13 protein-coding genes are annotated in these 16,452 nt (G+C 69.2%); 5 read left to right on the top strand and 8 right to left on the bottom strand.

Features of this window, described 5'->3' with window-relative positions:
- Positions 1 to 248: 248 nt before the first annotated feature.
- Complete coding sequence (locus O0J73_RS16170) at positions 249 to 1,148, top strand: LysR substrate-binding domain-containing protein (protein WP_308309147.1); 900 nt, start codon at positions 249 to 251, stop codon at positions 1,146 to 1,148.
- A 120-nt stretch (positions 1,149 to 1,268) separates the two neighbouring features.
- Here O0J73_RS16170 and O0J73_RS16165 read toward each other — a convergent pair whose 3' ends face one another.
- The 3 genes from O0J73_RS16165 to O0J73_RS16155 all read right to left on the bottom strand — a co-directional run bounded on the left by O0J73_RS16165 (position 1,269) and on the right by O0J73_RS16155 (position 4,019).
- Positions 1,269 to 1,985, bottom strand: coding sequence for a transporter substrate-binding domain-containing protein (locus tag O0J73_RS16165; RefSeq protein WP_308309146.1), 717 nt, complete (start codon positions 1,983 to 1,985; stop codon positions 1,269 to 1,271).
- Positions 1,986 to 2,046: 61 nt separating this feature from the next.
- Complete coding sequence (locus tag O0J73_RS16160; RefSeq protein ID WP_308309145.1) at positions 2,047 to 3,570, bottom strand: carotenoid oxygenase family protein; 1,524 nt, start codon at positions 3,568 to 3,570, stop codon at positions 2,047 to 2,049.
- A gap of 26 nt (positions 3,571 to 3,596) precedes the next feature.
- Positions 3,597 to 4,019: a DUF2141 domain-containing protein gene (locus O0J73_RS16155; protein WP_197564255.1), complete on the bottom strand. Its 423-nt coding sequence runs from the start codon at positions 4,017 to 4,019 to the stop codon at positions 3,597 to 3,599.
- 161 nt (positions 4,020 to 4,180) lie between these two features.
- Between O0J73_RS16155 and O0J73_RS16150 the strand changes: the two genes are divergently transcribed.
- Genes O0J73_RS16150 through O0J73_RS16140 form a run of 3 tightly spaced genes read left to right on the top strand, consistent with a single transcriptional unit; the run spans position 4,181 to position 6,310 of the window.
- Positions 4,181 to 5,281: a histidine kinase gene (locus O0J73_RS16150; RefSeq protein ID WP_197564256.1), complete on the top strand. Its 1,101-nt coding sequence runs from the start codon at positions 4,181 to 4,183 to the stop codon at positions 5,279 to 5,281.
- Positions 5,278 to 5,916: a response regulator transcription factor gene (locus O0J73_RS16145; RefSeq protein ID WP_006473142.1), complete on the top strand. Its 639-nt coding sequence runs from the start codon at positions 5,278 to 5,280 to the stop codon at positions 5,914 to 5,916. Before O0J73_RS16150 ends, O0J73_RS16145 begins: the two co-directional genes overlap by 4 nt.
- 22 nt (positions 5,917 to 5,938) lie before the next feature.
- Positions 5,939 to 6,310, top strand: coding sequence for a VOC family protein (locus O0J73_RS16140; RefSeq protein WP_308309143.1), 372 nt, complete (start codon positions 5,939 to 5,941; stop codon positions 6,308 to 6,310).
- Positions 6,311 to 6,375: 65 nt separating this feature from the next.
- Here the strand turns inward: O0J73_RS16140 and O0J73_RS16135 are convergent, their stop codons facing one another.
- Positions 6,376 to 7,215, bottom strand: a complete 840-nt coding sequence (locus O0J73_RS16135) for an arylamine N-acetyltransferase (RefSeq protein ID WP_308309142.1) — start codon at positions 7,213 to 7,215, stop codon at positions 6,376 to 6,378.
- A gap of 203 nt (positions 7,216 to 7,418) precedes the next feature.
- On the opposite strand from O0J73_RS16135, the gene O0J73_RS16130 reads away from it, so the two are divergent.
- Positions 7,419 to 9,986 (top strand): methyl-accepting chemotaxis protein, encoded by a 2,568-nt coding sequence (locus O0J73_RS16130; RefSeq protein WP_308309141.1) that lies wholly within the window; start codon positions 7,419 to 7,421, stop codon positions 9,984 to 9,986.
- Positions 9,987 to 10,033: 47 nt separating this feature from the next.
- Here O0J73_RS16130 and O0J73_RS16125 read toward each other — a convergent pair whose 3' ends face one another.
- The 4 genes from O0J73_RS16125 to cutA form a co-directional block, all read right to left on the bottom strand.
- Positions 10,034 to 12,559: a sulfite reductase flavoprotein subunit alpha gene (locus O0J73_RS16125; protein ID WP_308309140.1), complete on the bottom strand. Its 2,526-nt coding sequence runs from the start codon at positions 12,557 to 12,559 to the stop codon at positions 10,034 to 10,036.
- Between the two features lie 596 nt (positions 12,560 to 13,155).
- A complete protein-coding gene (locus O0J73_RS16120; RefSeq protein WP_308309139.1) occupies positions 13,156 to 13,707 on the bottom strand; it encodes a TlpA disulfide reductase family protein in 552 nt (183 codons plus the stop codon).
- Positions 13,704 to 16,088 carry a protein-disulfide reductase DsbD gene (locus tag O0J73_RS16115; protein ID WP_006473094.1) on the bottom strand — a complete coding sequence of 795 codons (2,385 nt, stop codon included), beginning with the start codon at positions 16,086 to 16,088 and terminating at the stop codon, positions 13,704 to 13,706. Before O0J73_RS16115 ends, O0J73_RS16120 begins: the two co-directional genes overlap by 4 nt.
- Positions 16,085 to 16,423 carry a divalent-cation tolerance protein CutA gene (gene cutA, locus O0J73_RS16110; protein WP_049456835.1) on the bottom strand — a complete coding sequence of 113 codons (339 nt, stop codon included), beginning with the start codon at positions 16,421 to 16,423 and terminating at the stop codon, positions 16,085 to 16,087. The genes O0J73_RS16115 and cutA overlap by 4 nt, the downstream gene beginning before the upstream one ends.
- Positions 16,424 to 16,452 lie beyond the last annotated feature (29 nt).

Genomic DNA, 16,452 nt, shown 5'->3' with positions numbered 1-16,452 from the left:
GGGGGGGGGGGGCCGGGGGGGGTGGGTTGCCGGCCAGCGGCCGGCAACAGCGGGAGTGCTGCTGGGCGGGACCGGGCTGGCCAGCCGCCGGGCCAGCTCGGCGTTGGCCACGTGGCCGTGCAGGAACAACAGGCTGCTGAAGATGTTCATGAGCGTGCCTCCACTTGAGTGGATTGCACGATACGGGCAGCATGGGAGCGCAAAAAGCGACATTTCCGCAAGCACGCCTTGAGAGGAATTCAAGCCTGATGTCCCGTCCGCCCCTCCATGCCCTGCAGGGTTTCGTGGCTGCCGCCCGGCTCGGCAACCTGTCGCGTGCGGCGGCATCGATGAACCTGACCGTCAGCGCACTCAGCCATCAGATGCGCCAGCTGGAGGAGCGCCTCGGCCACCCGCTGCTGGTCCGGCAGCCGCGTGGCGTCACCCTCACCCTGGAAGGGCAGCGCCTGCTGGAGCAGGTCGGCCCGCATCTGGACGCGATCAACGAGGCCTTCCAGCCCTATGCGGCGCGCGCCGAGCACGTGCTGACGATCAGCGCGGTGCCATCGATGGCGTCGGCGTGGCTGGTGCCACGCCTGGGCCACTTCGTGGCTGCGCACCCGCAGATCGAGATCAACCTGCAGTCGAGCGAACGACTGGTCGATTTCGAGCGGCAGCGGCAGTTCGACGCCGCGTTGCGGTTGGGCAGCGGGCAATGGCCGGGGCTGGTGGTGGAACCGCTGTTCGACGAGTGGCTGCTGCCGATGGCCAGCCCGGCGCTGATCGAACGCATGGGTGGCATCGACCGCGTGCCGCTGACGCAGTGGCCGCTGCTCGGTGATCCCGATGGCGCGTGGGGCGCGTGGTTCGCGTTGAGCGGGCAAAGCCCGCCGCCGCGCTTCGTGGCGGTACTGGATGATTCGGAGGCCCACCACCGTGCGGCGCTGGACGGGGTGGGCGTGGCGCTGGGACGGGTGACGCGGGCGCGCCTGTTGCTGGAATCCGGCCAGCTGGTGGCGCTGTCCAGCCAGCGCCTGAAGACGGCGTGGCCGCATTGGCTGGTGTACCCGCAGCGCTCGGCCCGCCATCGCGGCTTCCTCGCCTTCCGCGACTGGCTGCACGCGCAGGCCGCCGAACACGTGCGGCACATGGCAGACGCACATCTGTAACGTCGTGGCCGCTCGACCACCGCATCTGTGGCGTCGAGCCGTGCTTGAACCCGCAGCTGTAGAGTCGAGCTTGCTCGACTGTCTTCGCGTACAGGCAGTCGAGCAGGCTCGACTCTACAGTCACCGCACCAGCGTGACCGCCTGCCCGGCGCGCGCGAACGCTTCAACCAGCAGCGGCCCGGCTTTGATCGCTTCCACCTCGTTGAAGAGCGCCCGCAACGCATCGGCCGGGCGCGACGCCGGCGCCGCGACCGCCTGCTGGATCGCGGTGAAGCGATCGGCCAGCACGCGGTGGCCGGGATGCGACCGCGCCCAGGCTTCCAGTGGCTGGCGCACGCCGGCGGCAGCATCCAGCTGCTGTTGGTCGAACAGGTCAATGGCGGCCGCAGAGGTGTCGGCGCGTTCGATCCTGGCGTGGCGCAGCTCGCGGCTGAGGAACAGGTCGTAGGCCGCGCCCTGGCCGACCGCGATGCGCAGGCCGTCGCGGTCGAGGTCGGCCACCTGCTGCGCCGGGCTGTCCGCACGCACCAGGTAGGTGCCTTCGATTTCCACGTACGACGCGCTGAAGGCGATGCGGTCCGCCCGCGCCGGATCGATCGCCAGGAAGGCCAGATCCCAAGCGTCTTCGGCAGCCGCAGCAACCACCGAGGCTGCCGCATCGTGACAGGTGAAGCGGGCCTGCACCCCCATCCGTTGCGCCAATGCGGTGGCCAGTTCCAGCGAGGGGCCACGCGGCGAACGCGCGTCTCCCTGTGCCAGCACCGGATTGCCCAGGTTGATCGCCACGCGCAGGAATCCCTGCGGTGCCAGCGCGTTTCGATGGTCTGCCAGGGACATGCCGGGCTCCGCAGCAAGGGAAACCCCAGCATGCCAGCGCCGGTGTCCGCGCGGCGTGCACTCAGCCGCGCGCGGCGAACGTGCCATGGAAGCCCAGTGGCACCGCGTAGGGCAGCCACGCCTGTGCGATCGGGCCATCATCCAGGTGGCGCGCATCGAGTACGGCCAGGCCACTGCGCGTGTTCACCGGATCGAGCAGCGTGCCGATCAGCCAGCCGTCGTCGGCGTTGTGGCTGCCCGGCCGCGGCACGAATACGTGTTCCTCGGCCATGATGTCCGGCCCGTAGTGCCATAGCTGGCGGCTTCCCCGTTCGATGTCGAATGCGGCCACGGCGTTGAAGTAGGGCGCGTTGGCCGGGCCATCGATGGTGGGTGCGTAAAGTCGTGCGCCACGGGTGTTGGCCGAGCGCGGATCGAACAGCGGAAACTCCACTGCGCTGATGCCCAGTGATTCCCAGCGCGCCTGGCCACGGCGCAGGTCCAGGTGCAGCTCGACCAGGCTGGCACCACTGTTGGCCGCATGTGCGCCATCACCGGCCATCGCCTCCTTCATCGGTGAGCGCGCCTCGTTGATGTCGTCATGGCGCACTGCGCGCAGCACGATGCTCCCATCGCGGGTGAAGGCATCGCCGAAGTGGTAGATCGCCGCGAACGGCGCCTCGAACCATTGCGCCTTGTCCGGCGCATCCTTGGCCACCACCGCGATGCGCGCCGCGCGCTGCGGTGCGAACTGCATGCGTTCGAAGAAGCTGCCGCCGGTTCCGGTGAAGTCGAACGGCATCAGCACGAAAACCAGATGCTGTTCGGTCATGGCGAAGGCATGCAGATAGCCATGCTCGGGCGTTTCGATCACGTTGGCGCTGCGCAGCTGGCCGTCCTTGCCGATGTGCCAGACCAGCAGGCCGTGGCCCCCCATCAGGCTGATCGAGCCGAAGTTCCACACGCTGCCATCGCGGTCGGGCAGGGGATGGGCGGAGAACGGCAGCGCGGCCAGGTCCGGGCGCCAGGTGACCGGGCCAAGGGTCTGCAGCGAATCGGGGTCCACCTCGAACGCCGAACCGGATTCGCACAGCGCGAACAGGCGGCCGTTGATCATCGTCACCGAGGTGTTGGCGACGTTGGCATCGTCGTTGTTGCGAACCGCCAGTGCACCGGGGACGCTGGTGCCCGCAGCGGGGTACTGGAAACGGCCGGCCTTCTGCTCACGGCTGAACTTCGGCGTGGCCACCATGCGCCCGTGATGGGTCAGGCTGCCATCGCCGTTGAAACGCCAGCCATGCACCATGCCGTCGCCGTCGAACCAGTGGTCATAGCGGAAGCCATCGCGCTCGGTCCAGGCCGGGCCATTGCGGTACAGCGTACCGGCCAGCCCGGCCGGCAGCCGGCCCTGCAGCTGCACGGTGGCCGGGCCGAGGCTTTCGCTGCTGACGCTGCGCCAGCCGAGCAGCCACGGGTGCTCCTGCAGGCCCTGCGCGAAGTGCGCGGGGTCGCCGGCGAAGGCGGGGGCGCTGCGCAGGGCGGTGGCGCCAAGCGTCAGGCAGGCACTGCTGCTGAGCAGGGTACGAAGGAAGCGGCGACGGTCCATGATGGCCTCGGGTCTGGTTGCGGGAATCAGCGCAGGGTGATGTCGATGGCGGCACCGGCGGCCGGCACGTCGACGCGCGCTTCGTCGAAGGTCGGCTTGCGCATCACCTGCGGGTTGTTGCTGAAGCCGTAGCCTTCCACCGGCATGCCGACCAGGTTGGTGTCGAGCTTGCCGTTGTCGTTCTCGTCGTGGGTGAGCAGCACCGCGTAGCTGCCGGCCGCCACGTTCTTGAACACGAAGTGGGCACTGTCGCCGCTGGGCCTGGCCTGCTGCGCCTGCACGGGCGCAGCCTTGCCGTCCCAGGCGGTGGCGTTGTCGACCAAGGCAACGCGCAGCGTACCGGTCTGCACGCGGACATCGTGTACGGTCACGGCCAGATCGGCGGCGTGGGCGCCGCCGGCCAGGGCCAGGGCGGTCAGGGCGGTGCTGAGCAGGGCGGTACGGATCATGGCAGTGGCTCCGGAAGTGGGCGGTGTGCTGCGGTGTGGGGCCAGTCTGCGCGGGGCGTGGGGCCGGTTTCAGGGCCAGTGGTCATCGATTCGACGTGCCAGAAGTCACTTTCTGCGCTGGACCCATTGCCGACGGCAGGCGCGGCCGTCAGCATCTGGCCATGCCCAGCCTGCTCCGCCACCTGTTGCGTCCGCTCAGCCTTGCCGGTCTGGTGACCGTGCTGGCGGTCGGCCTGTCATTCGCCGTGCAGCGCGGCGAGGCCGGCCCCAGCCTGCTGTTGCTTGCTGGGTTCCTGTTGCTGTTCGTGCTGCACGGCTGGGCGTCGATGCCGTCGCGCGTGCGCGCCGTCGCTGCCGTGCTGCAGGCGCTGCTGGCGGTTGCCCTGGTTGCGTTGCAGCCGCGTACCGGCACTGCCCCCGTGCTGCTGGTGGTGCTGGTCGCGCAGCTGGCCGAGCACTGGCCGCCGCGCTTCGTGCTGGGTGTCGCATTGCTGGCCAACCTGGCGATGTATGGGGTCCTACGCCAGAGTGGTTTCAGCCAGCCGGCGCTGGTGGTGCTGCTGTACGGCGGTTTCCAGGCGTTCGCTGCACTGACCGCACACTACGCACGCAGCACGGCACTGGCCCGCGATGACCTGGCCCGGGTCAATGCGGATCTTCTGGCCACACGTGCATTGCTGGCCGACAGCGCCCGCGATGCCGAGCGCCTGCGCCTGGCGCGCGAGCTGCACGACGTGGCGGGCCACAAGCTCACCGCGATGCGGTTGAACCTGCGCGCGCTGGCTGTAGACCCGGCGCTGGCCGGGCGCGACGGCCTGGTCCTGGCCGAGCAGCTGTCGGGCGAACTGCTGGCCGACATCCGCCAGGTGGTGCAGTCGATGCGCGATGATCGTGGCCTCGATCTGGCCACCGCGCTGCACGCGCTGGCCGCGCCCTTCCCACGGCCGAAGCTGCAACTGCGGATCGGCGAGGGCGTGCGCGTGACCGATCCGCTGATGGCCGAGACCGTGCTGCGGCTGGTGCAGGAAGCGCTGACCAATGCGGCCCGGCATGGCAACGCAGACACCGTATGGCTGACGATCAACGAAGAAGATTCCCGGTTGCGCATCGATATCCATGATGACGGCCAGCGTGCTGAACGCATCCGCGAAGGCAACGGCATTGCCGGCATGCGTGAGCGCCTGGCCACGGTGCATGGCCGACTGGAACTGGCGCGTACCGCACAGGGCGGCATGCTGCTGACCGCATGGGTGCCGGCATGAGTGTCGCCGCGATCCGCGTTGCCCTGGCCGACGACCAGGCGCTGGTCCGCGCCGGCCTGCGTGCGCTGCTGCAGGGCTTGGGCGTGGAGGTGGTGCTGGAGGCCGAAGACGGTCAGGCACTACTCGATGCGCTGCTCGCGCAGCCGGTGGACGTGGTGCTCAGTGATATCCGCATGCCGGGCCTGGATGGCATCGAAGCGCTTCGCCAGCTGCGCGCACGTGGCGATACCACGCCGCTGCTGCTGCTGACTACCTTCGACGAGAGCGACCTGCTGCTGCGGGCAAGCGAAGCGGGAGCACAGGGCTTCCTGCTGAAGGACGCCGCGCCGGCCGACCTGTATGAGGCGATCGGGCGCGTCGCCGCCGGCGAGACGCTGCTGATGCCGGTCAGCACCGAGCCTGTGCGCGCGCGCTACCGCTTCCACGATGAAGCGCCGCCGACTGACACCTTCGGTGAACGCGAAGTGGCGATCCTGCGCTTGCTGGCCGGCGGCTACAGCAACAAGGAGATCGCGCGCAGCCTGTTCCTGGCCGAAGGCACGGTGAAGAACTATGTTTCCGCCATTCTCGACAAGCTTGGCACCCGCGATCGTACCCGCGCGGTACTGAAGGCGATTACCCTGCGCATCATCTGACTGCGCCGCGCGAGGAAAGCCCGTGAACCCGATCCTGCATGTCGAGATCCCCGCCAGTGACCTGGCCCGTGCCATCGCCTTCTATCAGCAATGGCTGCAGGTGGTGGTGGACGAACCGATCCTGCTGCATGACTGCCACATGGCCTACCTGCCGTTCTCGGATGACGCGACGGGTGCCAGCCTGTCGCTGGTGCAGGGGGCGGACTATCAGCCCTCCGAACAGGGCGCGCGCCTCTATATCGGTGTCGATGATCTTGAGGCCAGCCTCGACCGTGCGCTGCAGGCTGGCGCCGAACTGCGCTTCGGCCCGGCCGATGCCGGTGACTGGCGCGTGGCCGAGATCCGCGACAGCGAAGGCAACCGCATCGCGCTGCAGGCGCGCGCAGTTCTGTAGAGCCGAGCTCACGCTCGGCTGCCGTTGGCCCAGCCGCCCACGTTCAGCCGAGCATGGGCTCGGCCCTACAAGATCGTGGCGCGCGAGCGCTGCAGCCAGTCATTGATCGCCGGGTCCAGCCGCGGGTCGTCCGGCAGCTGCACGCCGAAGCGCTGCTGCAGCACCTCGCGCACGTCGCCGACATCGTGCAGTGGGCGTTTGTCCGGGGCTTGCCCTGGGCGGTACTCGGTGTAGTTGCCACTGCCGATGGTGCGGCGCCAGTCCGGCCCGGTCAGCGACGCGCGCAGCTGGCCCGGGAAACTGGAGTCGGGATGGGTGCACACGTACCAGTTGCCCACCACGTTGTCGATCGGCGCAGGCGCCTGCAGGTCGAAGCGGTACATCGCCCGCCAGCCATCGCTGGATTCGGCTGACAGCACGAAATTGCCGTCATCGCCCAGCCGCTGTAGCAGGTAGCGCTCGTGCGGCGTGGCCTGCGGTGCGGTGTCGTGCAGGCGCAGCGGCACGGTCGGGGTCAGGCTGCCGAAGCCAGCATCGACCAGCCAGTCCTCACCCTCTACATGCACGCGCAGCAGCAGATGGGTCCGTGCGGTCAGCTCGCCATCCTGTGCCGCCAGCAGCACGCGCGCGCTCAGCGGCTGGGCATCGAAGCCCAGCGCCTGCAGCAGCGCCAGCAGGCCGCCATTGAGTTCGAAGCAGTAACCGCCCCGGCGCTCGTCGAGCAGCTTGCGCTGCACGCTGTCCAGGTCGATCGGTACCGCGTCACGCAGCAGGCAGCTGAGGGTCTCGAACGGCAGCAGCGCGTTATGCCGTTGCTGCAGCAGGGTCAGGCCGGCCAGGGTCAGCGGGGGAGGTGCATCCAGCTGCAGGCGGTGCAGGTAGCGGGGGATATCGAGCGTCGTCATGCGCGCACCGGGCAGGGGAGGGACATCCACTGTGCGCCCCCAACCGGGGTTGAGGTCAAGCGCAGCGCCGGTGTCATGCCCCCGTCGCCTGTGCCCGGTACAAAGGCCGCGTCCGCCCGCGAGCGTCGCAGTGGCACGAAAACGGGCCTAAAGTTGCCGGGAATCCAGCCGATACAGGTGCGTCCTTCCGCCTGGAGTCTGTCATGTCGGCCGTCGTTCCCCACCTCCGGTCCCTGCGCACGCATCTGGCCCGCCTGCGCGCGGCGTCACCCGGCGCGCTGTCGTCGAGCGTGCTGTCGTCGAGCCTGCTGCTGTGGCTGCAGCCGCACCGGCTCAGCGTAGCCAACAAGCTCAAGGCAACCCTCTGGGTTTGTGGCCTGGGCCTGGTGGCGATCGCCGCGGTCTACGCCTGGACCGGCCACGCCAGTGCACAGGCCGCACGCAATCAGGCCAGTTACCAGCGCGGCAGCGACCTGGCGGCCAGCCTGGCCACGCGTGTGGCCGAAGCCCGGCGCCTGCAGACCCAGTATGCGCGCAGTTTCGACGATGCTGACCGCAACCAGTTGCTGTCCACGCAGAAAGCACTGCAGGCCGACCTGCAGGCGCTGCGCGCGATACCGATGGATGCCGGCCGGCGCAAGGCCCTGCAGGTGCTGACCGAAGCCGCGGACGCATTCTCCCAGGGCGTTGCGGCCCTGTTCGAACGGGTCGACGAGATGGGCCGGGGTGATGCCGGCCTTGCCGCGCAGCTGCAGCAGGCCGCCGACACCCTGCAGGCGCAGGTCGATGCGCTGCAGCGCCCCTTGCTGGCACTGTCCCTGCAGAAGATGCGGCGGCAGGAAGCATTGCTGCTGCTCGACGGTGACTCTGCCCATGCCGACCGCGCCAGCGAAGAGAAGCTGCCGTTCGACCTCGCGCTGGCCGGCCTGTCCACCGATGTGCAGGATGCCCTGCGCAGCGGCATGGACGCTTATCAGGTCGCCTTGCTGGGTTACACCGCCGCCCGCGTCGGCCTGGATGTGGAGGCGCAGTCGCTGCTGGACACCGCCGCCGGCGTGGCGCCGGCACTGGCCGCCTTCCAGCAGGCCCAGGTGGCGGCGCTGGCCGAGGCACAGGCGCGCCAGCAGGCCGGTACGCGCACCATGAGCGTGCTGTTCGCGCTGACCCTGCTGCTGGTCGCCGGCGTGCTGATCACCAGCCTGGTGCTGGTCCTGCGCGCGGTGCGCCAGCCGATCCAGGACACCCTGCGCTTCGCCAGTGATATCGCCGACGACCGCCTGGACACCACGCTGCGCGTATACAACGCCAATGATGAGATCGGCCAGCTCGCCCAGCGCCTGGTCGACATGCAGCAGCGCCTGCGTGCGCGCATCGAGACCGAGCGCGCGGTGGCGCGCGGCAATACCCGCGTGCGCCAGGCGCTGGACAGCGCACAGACCGGCCTGATGGTGATCGATGCAGAAGGTCTGGTGGCCTACGCCAACCCGGCGCTGCTGCTGCAGCTGGACCTGCAGGTTGACGCGCTCGTGGGCAGCGATGCGGTGCGCCTGCATCCGGCGCTGGCCAGCCTGGCCGGCGTGCGCCAGCGCGAAGAACGCGAGATCGGCCACGACGGTGTTCGCTACCAGCTGATCGCCAACCCCATCACCGACGAGGGACAGTTCCTCGGTGTGGCGGTGGAATGGCGCAGCCGCGCACTGGAAACCCTGCTCGAAACCGAAGTGGCCGCACTGGTCGACGCCGCCGCACACGGTGACCTGCACGGTCGCATCGTACTGGACGGCAAGCAGGGCTTCGTGCGCACGCTGTCGACCAGCATCAACCGCCTGCTGGCGACCTTTGAAACCAATCTCGGCGACCTGCAGGCGCTGTTGGCCGCGCTGGCACGCGGCGACCTCAGCGTGCGCATGGACGGCGACCTGCAGGGCGTGTTCGCGCGCATGCGCGACGATGCCAACGCCACCGTCGCGCAGCTGGGCCGCATCGTCACCCGCATCCAGCAGGCCACCTCCAGCCTGGATACCGGCGTTGGCGAGATCGTCGCTGGCCACCACGACCTGTCGCAGCGTACCGAGCAGCAGGCGGCCAACCTGGAAGAAACCGCAGCGTCGATGCATGAGCTGACCGACACCGTGGGCCGCAATGCCGACGCAGCCGGTCGCGCCGATGCGCTGGTCAAGGGTGCGGCAGCGGTGGCCCAGCGCGGCGGCGACGCCGTGGGCCAGGTGGTGGCGACCATGCACGGCATCAGCGAAGCCTCGCGGCGGATCGGTGACATCACCCAGCTGATCGATGGCATCGCCTTCCAGACCAACATCCTTGCACTGAACGCAGCGGTGGAAGCGGCACGTGCCGGCGAACAGGGCCGCAGCTTCGCGGTGGTGGCTGCGGAAGTGCGCCTGCTGGCCCAGCGCAGTGCCGAGGCGGCCAAGCAGATCAAGGGATTGATCGAGGATTCGGTGGCGCGTGTCGGGCAGGGCAACCAGCAGGCCGAGCAGGCCGGCACCACGATGGGCGAGATCGTCGGCAGCGTGCAGCAGCTAGCGGACCTGCTGGCCGGCATCCGCAGCGCATCGCAGGAGCAGCATGCCGGCATCGCACAGGTGAACCAGACCATCGTGCAGATGGAAGCCAGTACCCAGCGCAATGCCAGCCTGGTGGAAGAGGCCGGTGCCTCGACTGCACAGATGCAGGCGCAGGTGCATGCCCTGGCCGAAGCGGTGGGAGCCTTCCGCCTGCAGCCGGCGCGGCAGGCCCGCGCCGCGGCCTGATCCTGCCCCGGTAGTGCTGGCCGCTGGGCCGGCACTCCTCCTGTGACTCAGTACACGTCGCGGCGGTAGCGCCCGTTCTCCAGCAGCGTTTCCACCGCGTAATCGCCCAGTGCGGCGCGCAGCACCTGGTCCACGCCTTCGGCCATGCCCTGCAGCGAGCCACAGACGTGGATCACCGCGCCGCGCTGCATCCAGTCGCGCAGCACATCAGAGGCCGCACGCAAGCGATCCTGCACATAGCCCCCTCCGTCATCGCGCGAGAACGCCAGGTCCACCCGCGCCAGATGGCCCTGCGCCTGCCAGGCCTCGATCTCGTCGGCAAACAGCAGGTCGTGCGCGCGCTGGCGCTCGCCAAACAGCAGCCAGTGCCCGTGCTCGCCTGCATGCGCGGACTCGCGCAGCAGGCTGCGCAGGCCGGCGATGCCGGTGCCGTTGCCGACCAGCACCATCGGCGCGGCAGGCACGCGATGGAAACCGGGATTGCGATGCACGCGGGCCACGACGCTGGCGCCGATCGGCGCATGCAGCGACAACCAGCCCGAGCCCAGCCCGACGCGACCGGCGGCATCATGCACCAGCCTGACCACCAGCTCCACCTCGCCGTCGTTCGCGGCGGAGGCGATCGAGTACTCGCGGCCGGGCAGCATCGGCAGGCCGGACAGCCACAGGCAGGCATCCTGCACGGGCAACGCGGCATCGGCCTCCGGCAGCTCGCGTTCGCTGGCCAGCGCCAGCAGCGTGCGTGGCGCGCCGTCAACCAGCAGCGGCTGCAGCGGATCCAGTCCATGCGCTTTCAGCACTGCACCCGCATGCCGCGCATTGTGGCGGGGCGCGATATGCAGGATGTCACCGGCCTGCCACTGCACATCGGCCGGGGCGGCAAGACGGATACGCCAGATCGCGCCGCCGACGCTGCCCGGGTTGAGGCGGTCGCGGCCGAGCAGGCGCCAGTCATGCATCCGCGTCGCCGGCGGCAGCACACTGTCATCGGTGGCGATGCCGGTCAGTGCGCCCAGCTGCAGCTGCCACTGGCGCAGGGCCGGCACCGAGGCGGCATCGACATCGATGCGCGCGAACAGTGCGCGTGCACCGTTGCCGGTCAGCCAGCCATCGACCTGGCGGCCGAATCCGCAGTAGTGCGGATACTGGCGATCGCCCAGCGCGAGCAGGCCGAACTGCAGTCCCGACAGGTCCGGTGCCTGCGCGAGCAGCAGGCGTGCCGCGCGTCGGGCGGCATCCGGCGGTTCACCATCGCCGAAGGTGCTCAACACGAGCAGCGCCTGCGAGGTGGCCTGCAGCTTCGCGGCATCGATGCGCGACAACGGCAGCACCTGTACCGCGTAACCGGCCGCCTGCAGCTGCGCGGCCGCACGCCATGCAAGCTGTTCGGCCAGGCCGCTCTGGCTGGCATGCACCACCAGCCACGGCGCGCCATGGCCTTCGGTGGCGGCCGGCATCGGCAGCGACTGGCGCAGCCCGCGTGCCGCGCGTTGGCTGCGGCGGCGATCCAGGTACAGCATCCAGCCGGTGATGAAGAACAGGCTCATGCCCAGGCTGCTGAGCATCACCACCACACGCCCGGGCAGGCCGAAGTAGCTGCCCGAGTGCAGCGCGAACACGCTGGTGGCCAGCTGGGCGCCAGCGCCCTGGCGATCGTAGGGGCGGGAATCGAGCACCGCGCCACTGGCCGGGTCCAGCTGCAGCAGATCGTGGGCGCGATCGTGGTGACCACCACGCTGCGCTGGATCACCGGCCATCACCCGCACGTTCAGCGCCTGGCCCGGTTCTTCCGGCAAGCGCAGGTCGATGAAACCGCTGCGCACGCCAGGCAACGCATACAACGTGGCTTCGACGCGTTGCAGGTCCAGCGGCGCATCGATGGCCACCGTGTGCTTGGCCGCCGGCGCGACGCCCAACACGTTGTTGGCGGCGCTGCGGTACCAGTCGAACGACCACCACAGCCCAGTCAATGCGCTCATCAGGTAGATCAACAGCACCCAGCTGCCGACCACCGAATGCAGGCTCCACAGGAAACCGCGGCCGCCGCGTTTCCACTCCACCGCCAGCCAGCTGCGCCAGTGCCACCAGCGCCGTGGCCAGCGCAGGTAGAGCCCGGACAGGGTGAAGAACAGCAGCGCGATCGCACAGCTGCCGGTGATCCACTTGCCGCGTTCGCCGGCAGCGAGATGGCGATGCAGGTCTTCGACGAAATCGAAGAACGCCTGGCCGCGCAGGGCACTGAAGCGCTCACCGCTGTACGGGTCGAAATACACCCAGTGCTGCTTGCCGCCGGCAAAGCGCGCGACCGATGGCCGCTGCCCGGTGGCGTCGACGCGCAGGCGTTGCAACGGGCGTTCGCTGTCGGCCTGCAGCCGCGGCACCAGCTCGCTGAGCGCGAGCGGAAGCTGGCTGTCGGCGTGGTGTTCGGCGATGGCCGCAAAACCGGGGTTGGCCGCACGCAGCAGTTCGTCCTCGAAGGACAGCACGGCACCACTGAGGCCCATCACGGCCAGGATGGCACCGGCGGTGATGCCCAGCAGCCAGTGCACTTGGAACAGGATGTTCTTGAACATCGAAGGAGGAGGGCCTGGAAGGCTGCCGCCCGCATCCTGCGCAACAGCAAATGAGAATTAGTCGCGGAATTTTCCGTGGCCCCCTGGCTGCGGTCAAGCGGGGGGTATCGGCCGGGCTGCGCCCGGCACCTGCCGAGGCAACGTCAACGTCAACGTCAACGTCAAAAGCGGGCTATCCGTGGGATGGCGGGGTGGGTCCGGTTGCGGGGGACGCCGTAAATACGTCCCTGTAGGCTCGGTCGCGCCATCCATGGCGCTCACGCCCCCGCAACCGGACCCACCCCGCCTTCGACAGATTCTCGCGACCTGCCGTAGATCCACGCCATGCGTGGATGCTGTTCGTTCAATTGTCGAAATATTTGATTTCGATGGAGATTCATCCCCAACAACCGCCGGAATCTGTTAGAGGTGGGGCGGTGTCGGAGTGCGGGGTGTCAGCCGCATGGATGCGGCTGCCAAGCTTACAGAGACGTACTTGCAGCGTCCCCGCACTCCGACACCGCCCCGCCATCCCACGGAAAGCCCGCTCTTGCTGTTGAGGTTGCCGGCCAGCGGCCGGCACTACCGCGGGTGCAGGGTGCAACCCTGCCGAACCCTCACTTCACCCAGCCGTCGATCTCGCCGCGGGCGAACGGCCCCAGCTTCGCCTTGACCATCCGCCCCTGTGCATCGAACAGCACGCTGTAGGGCAGCAGGCCCTGCGCATTGCCCAGCTGCACGCTGGCATCGCGCGGGCCCGGGGTCTCGATCACGATCGGGTAGTCCACCGGCACCCGCTGCAGGAAACCACGCACGTCGTCCGGGGTGTCCAGCGCCAGGCCCAGCACCTGCACGCCGCTGTCGCCCTGGGTTCCGGCGAAGCGGCCCAGCTCGGGCATTTCCTCGATGCAGGGCGCGCACCAGCTGGCCCACACGTTGATCAGCAACGGGCGGCCGGCGAAGTGCCGGCGCAGATCCAGTGCGTGCCCTTCAAGGTCGGGCAGGGACAGCGCGGGCATCGGATCGCCCGCCTGCAGCGAAGGCTTGGCGGGAGCGGCCGGTGATGTAGCCGATGCCACCGGCGCCGGCGTCAGTCGATGCCCGGCCCACAGGCCCAGGCCGGCGGCCAGCACCGCTGTCCACAGCAGCGCCGGCCGTTGCCACTTCATCGTGCGGTGCGCAACAGCGCTTCCTCGACCACTGCCTGGGTCAGCAGGGTCGGCAGCACGGTCGGCGGTGCGCCGGGGCCGTACACCACGTACAGCGGCACGCCCACCGCCTTGTGCTCTTCCAGGAACGAGGTGATCTGCGGGTCCACGTTGGTGTAGTCGCCGCGCATGTACACCGCGTTGGTGCGCTTGAGCAGGTCCTTGAACTCCGGTCGCGACAGCACCGCGCGCTCATTGGCCTTGCAGCTCACGCACCAGTCGGCGGTCATGTTGACGAACACCACGCGGTTGTCGGCGCGCAGGCGGTCCAGCAGCTGCGGCGAATACTCGACCACGTTCTCGCTGGCCGCCTGTGCGGCACGCGTCGGTGCTGCCAGCTGGGTCACGCCCCAGGCCGGCACCAGTGCGCCGATGGCCAGCAGCACGCCCAGCAGGGTCACCGCGCGCGAGCCGGTCCAACGGTTACGCTCGAACAGCCACAGGCCGAAGGCGAGCAGCAGCAGGCCACCCAGCACCAGCGCCATGCCGTCCACGCCACGCTGCTTGCCCAGCACCCACAGCAGCCACAGCGCGGTGGCATACATCGGGAAGGCCAGCACGTGCTTGAGCGTTTCCATCCACGGGCCCGGCTTGGGCAGGCGGCGCGCCAGTGCCGGCACGAAGCCGATCAGCAGGAACGGCAGGGCCAGGCCCAGGCCGAGGAACAGGAACACGGTCATCGCCTTCAAGGGCGGGGCAATGAAGGCGTAGGCAATGGCACCGCCCATGAACGGGCCGACGCAGGCGCTGCCGACCACGCAGGCCAGCGCACCGGTGAAGAAATCACCGGCCGGGCCGCTGCGGCTGGCCAGCGACTGGCCGAGGTTGCCGATGCCGCCACCCAGGGTGAATACACCGGACAGGCTCAGGCCCACCGCGAACATGATGTAGGCCAGCGCCGCCACCACGCCCGGATGCTGCAGCTGGAAGCCGATGCCGACTGCGTTGCCGATCGCGCGCAGGCCCACCATCAGCGCGCCGATCACCGCGAACGCGACCAGCACGCCCAGCGTGTACCAGAGCGCATGGCTGCGCGCGCGCTGCGGGCTTTCGCCACTCTGCGCCAGGCTCAGCACCTTCAGCGACAGGATCGGCAGCACGCACGGCATCAGGTTCAGCACCAGGCCACCGGCCAGCGCCAGCAACAGCACCCAGACGAATGAACGGTCCGGGTTCGGCGTGGTCGCAGGCGGGCGCGTGCGCAGCGCGTTGTCACCCTGCGCATCGGTGGCGAATTCATTGCCTGCGCCCTCAGCGCCTGCGGCGGCCGGGCGGGCGGCTTCGTCGTTGGGCACGGTCGGCAGCAGGCGCAGCGGTGCGCCGTTGGCCGCTTCGCGCGGGGCGCCGTTGCCAGCGGCCAGCGGGCTGATCACCTCGTTGCGCGGCGGTGCCTGGTCGGCGCTGGCGTTGGCCTTGCCGGCCGGAATCGACAGCTTCACCCGGCGCGTCATCGGCGGGTAGCAGATGCCATCGGTCTGGCAGCCCTGGAAGGTCACCACCAGGGTGCTGTCGACCGCCTCGCTGACAGTGCGGCGCAGCGGCAGCGGCACTTCCACCTGGTTGAAGTACACCGAGACATCGCCGAAATGTTCATCGCGATGCGACTGCGCGGCTGGCCAACGCGGCTTGTCGGCCAGCACGCCCGCGCTGCCTTCCAGCTTCAGCGAGGTGCGGTCGCGATACAGGTAGTAGCCCGGCGCCGGACTGAAGCGCAGCAGCAGGGTGTTGCCATCGCTGGCAATGGCATCGAAGCCGAAGGCCTGTTCCGACGGCAGTGGCAGCGCCTGGCTGTTGCTGGCCGCACCCGGCAGGCGCAGGCCGCCCGTGCTGCCGGCGCCGGCCAACGGATTGTTGAACGGGTTGCCGGCACTGGTACGCGCCGCGGGTGCCGCAGCCTGCGCACCGCCACCCGGCAGGGTGACCTGCACCACGCGCTTCTGCGGCGGGTAGCAGACACCGGCATCGGCGCAACCCTGGTAGCGCACTTCCACGCTGATGGTGCCGGCCGCATCGGTGGGTGTGCCGGGCAGGGTGGCCTGCAGGCGCTCGCGATAGGTCTCGACCTCGCCGAAGAAATCGTCGTGGTGCCTGTCGCCCTTGGGCATCTGCAGCGCGCCGGCGTTGAACGCCGGGTCGGCCTTGACGCTGGTACGGTGGCGATACAGGTAATAGCCCGGTGCGATCTTGAACTGCAGCTGCACCTGGCCACGTTCGGGGGCGGTGGCGGTCAGCGCGAACGCCTGGTCCACCGGCAGCAGGTCCTTCTCATCCAGCGCGAAGGCCGGCAACGAGAGCCACAACAGGGCGCACAAGGCGGCGCCACGCGCAAACAGAGTCTTCAATCAGTGTCCTCCCGGGTCTGTGCCCGGATCCAGTCCAGATACGCCGGCAGGCCGGCCCGGGTTTCGACCGCGATGCACTCCGGGAGTTCATAGGGATGCAGTTCGACGATCCGGGCAATCGCATCATCGACGCGGCTCGCGGTGGTTTTCACCAGCAGCTGCAGCTCGCTGTCGGTGGTCACCTCGCCCTGCCAGCGGTAGGTCGACTGCGCGCCATCGAGTCGGGTCACGCACGCGGCCAGGCGCTCGCCGACCAGCGCGTGCGCGATGCGCTCGGCACTGGCCCGGTCCGGGCAGGTGGTCAACAGCAGCAGGACGGGATCGACGGTCGACATGACCGTCGAGTATAGGGCCGCCGCCGGGC

The sequence above is a fragment of the Stenotrophomonas sp. Sm6012 genome, from assembly GCF_030985895.1.
Taxonomy (GTDB): Bacteria; Pseudomonadota; Gammaproteobacteria; order Xanthomonadales; family Xanthomonadaceae; genus Stenotrophomonas; species Stenotrophomonas forensis.
This window is presented reverse-complemented; position numbering and strand designations above follow the sequence as displayed.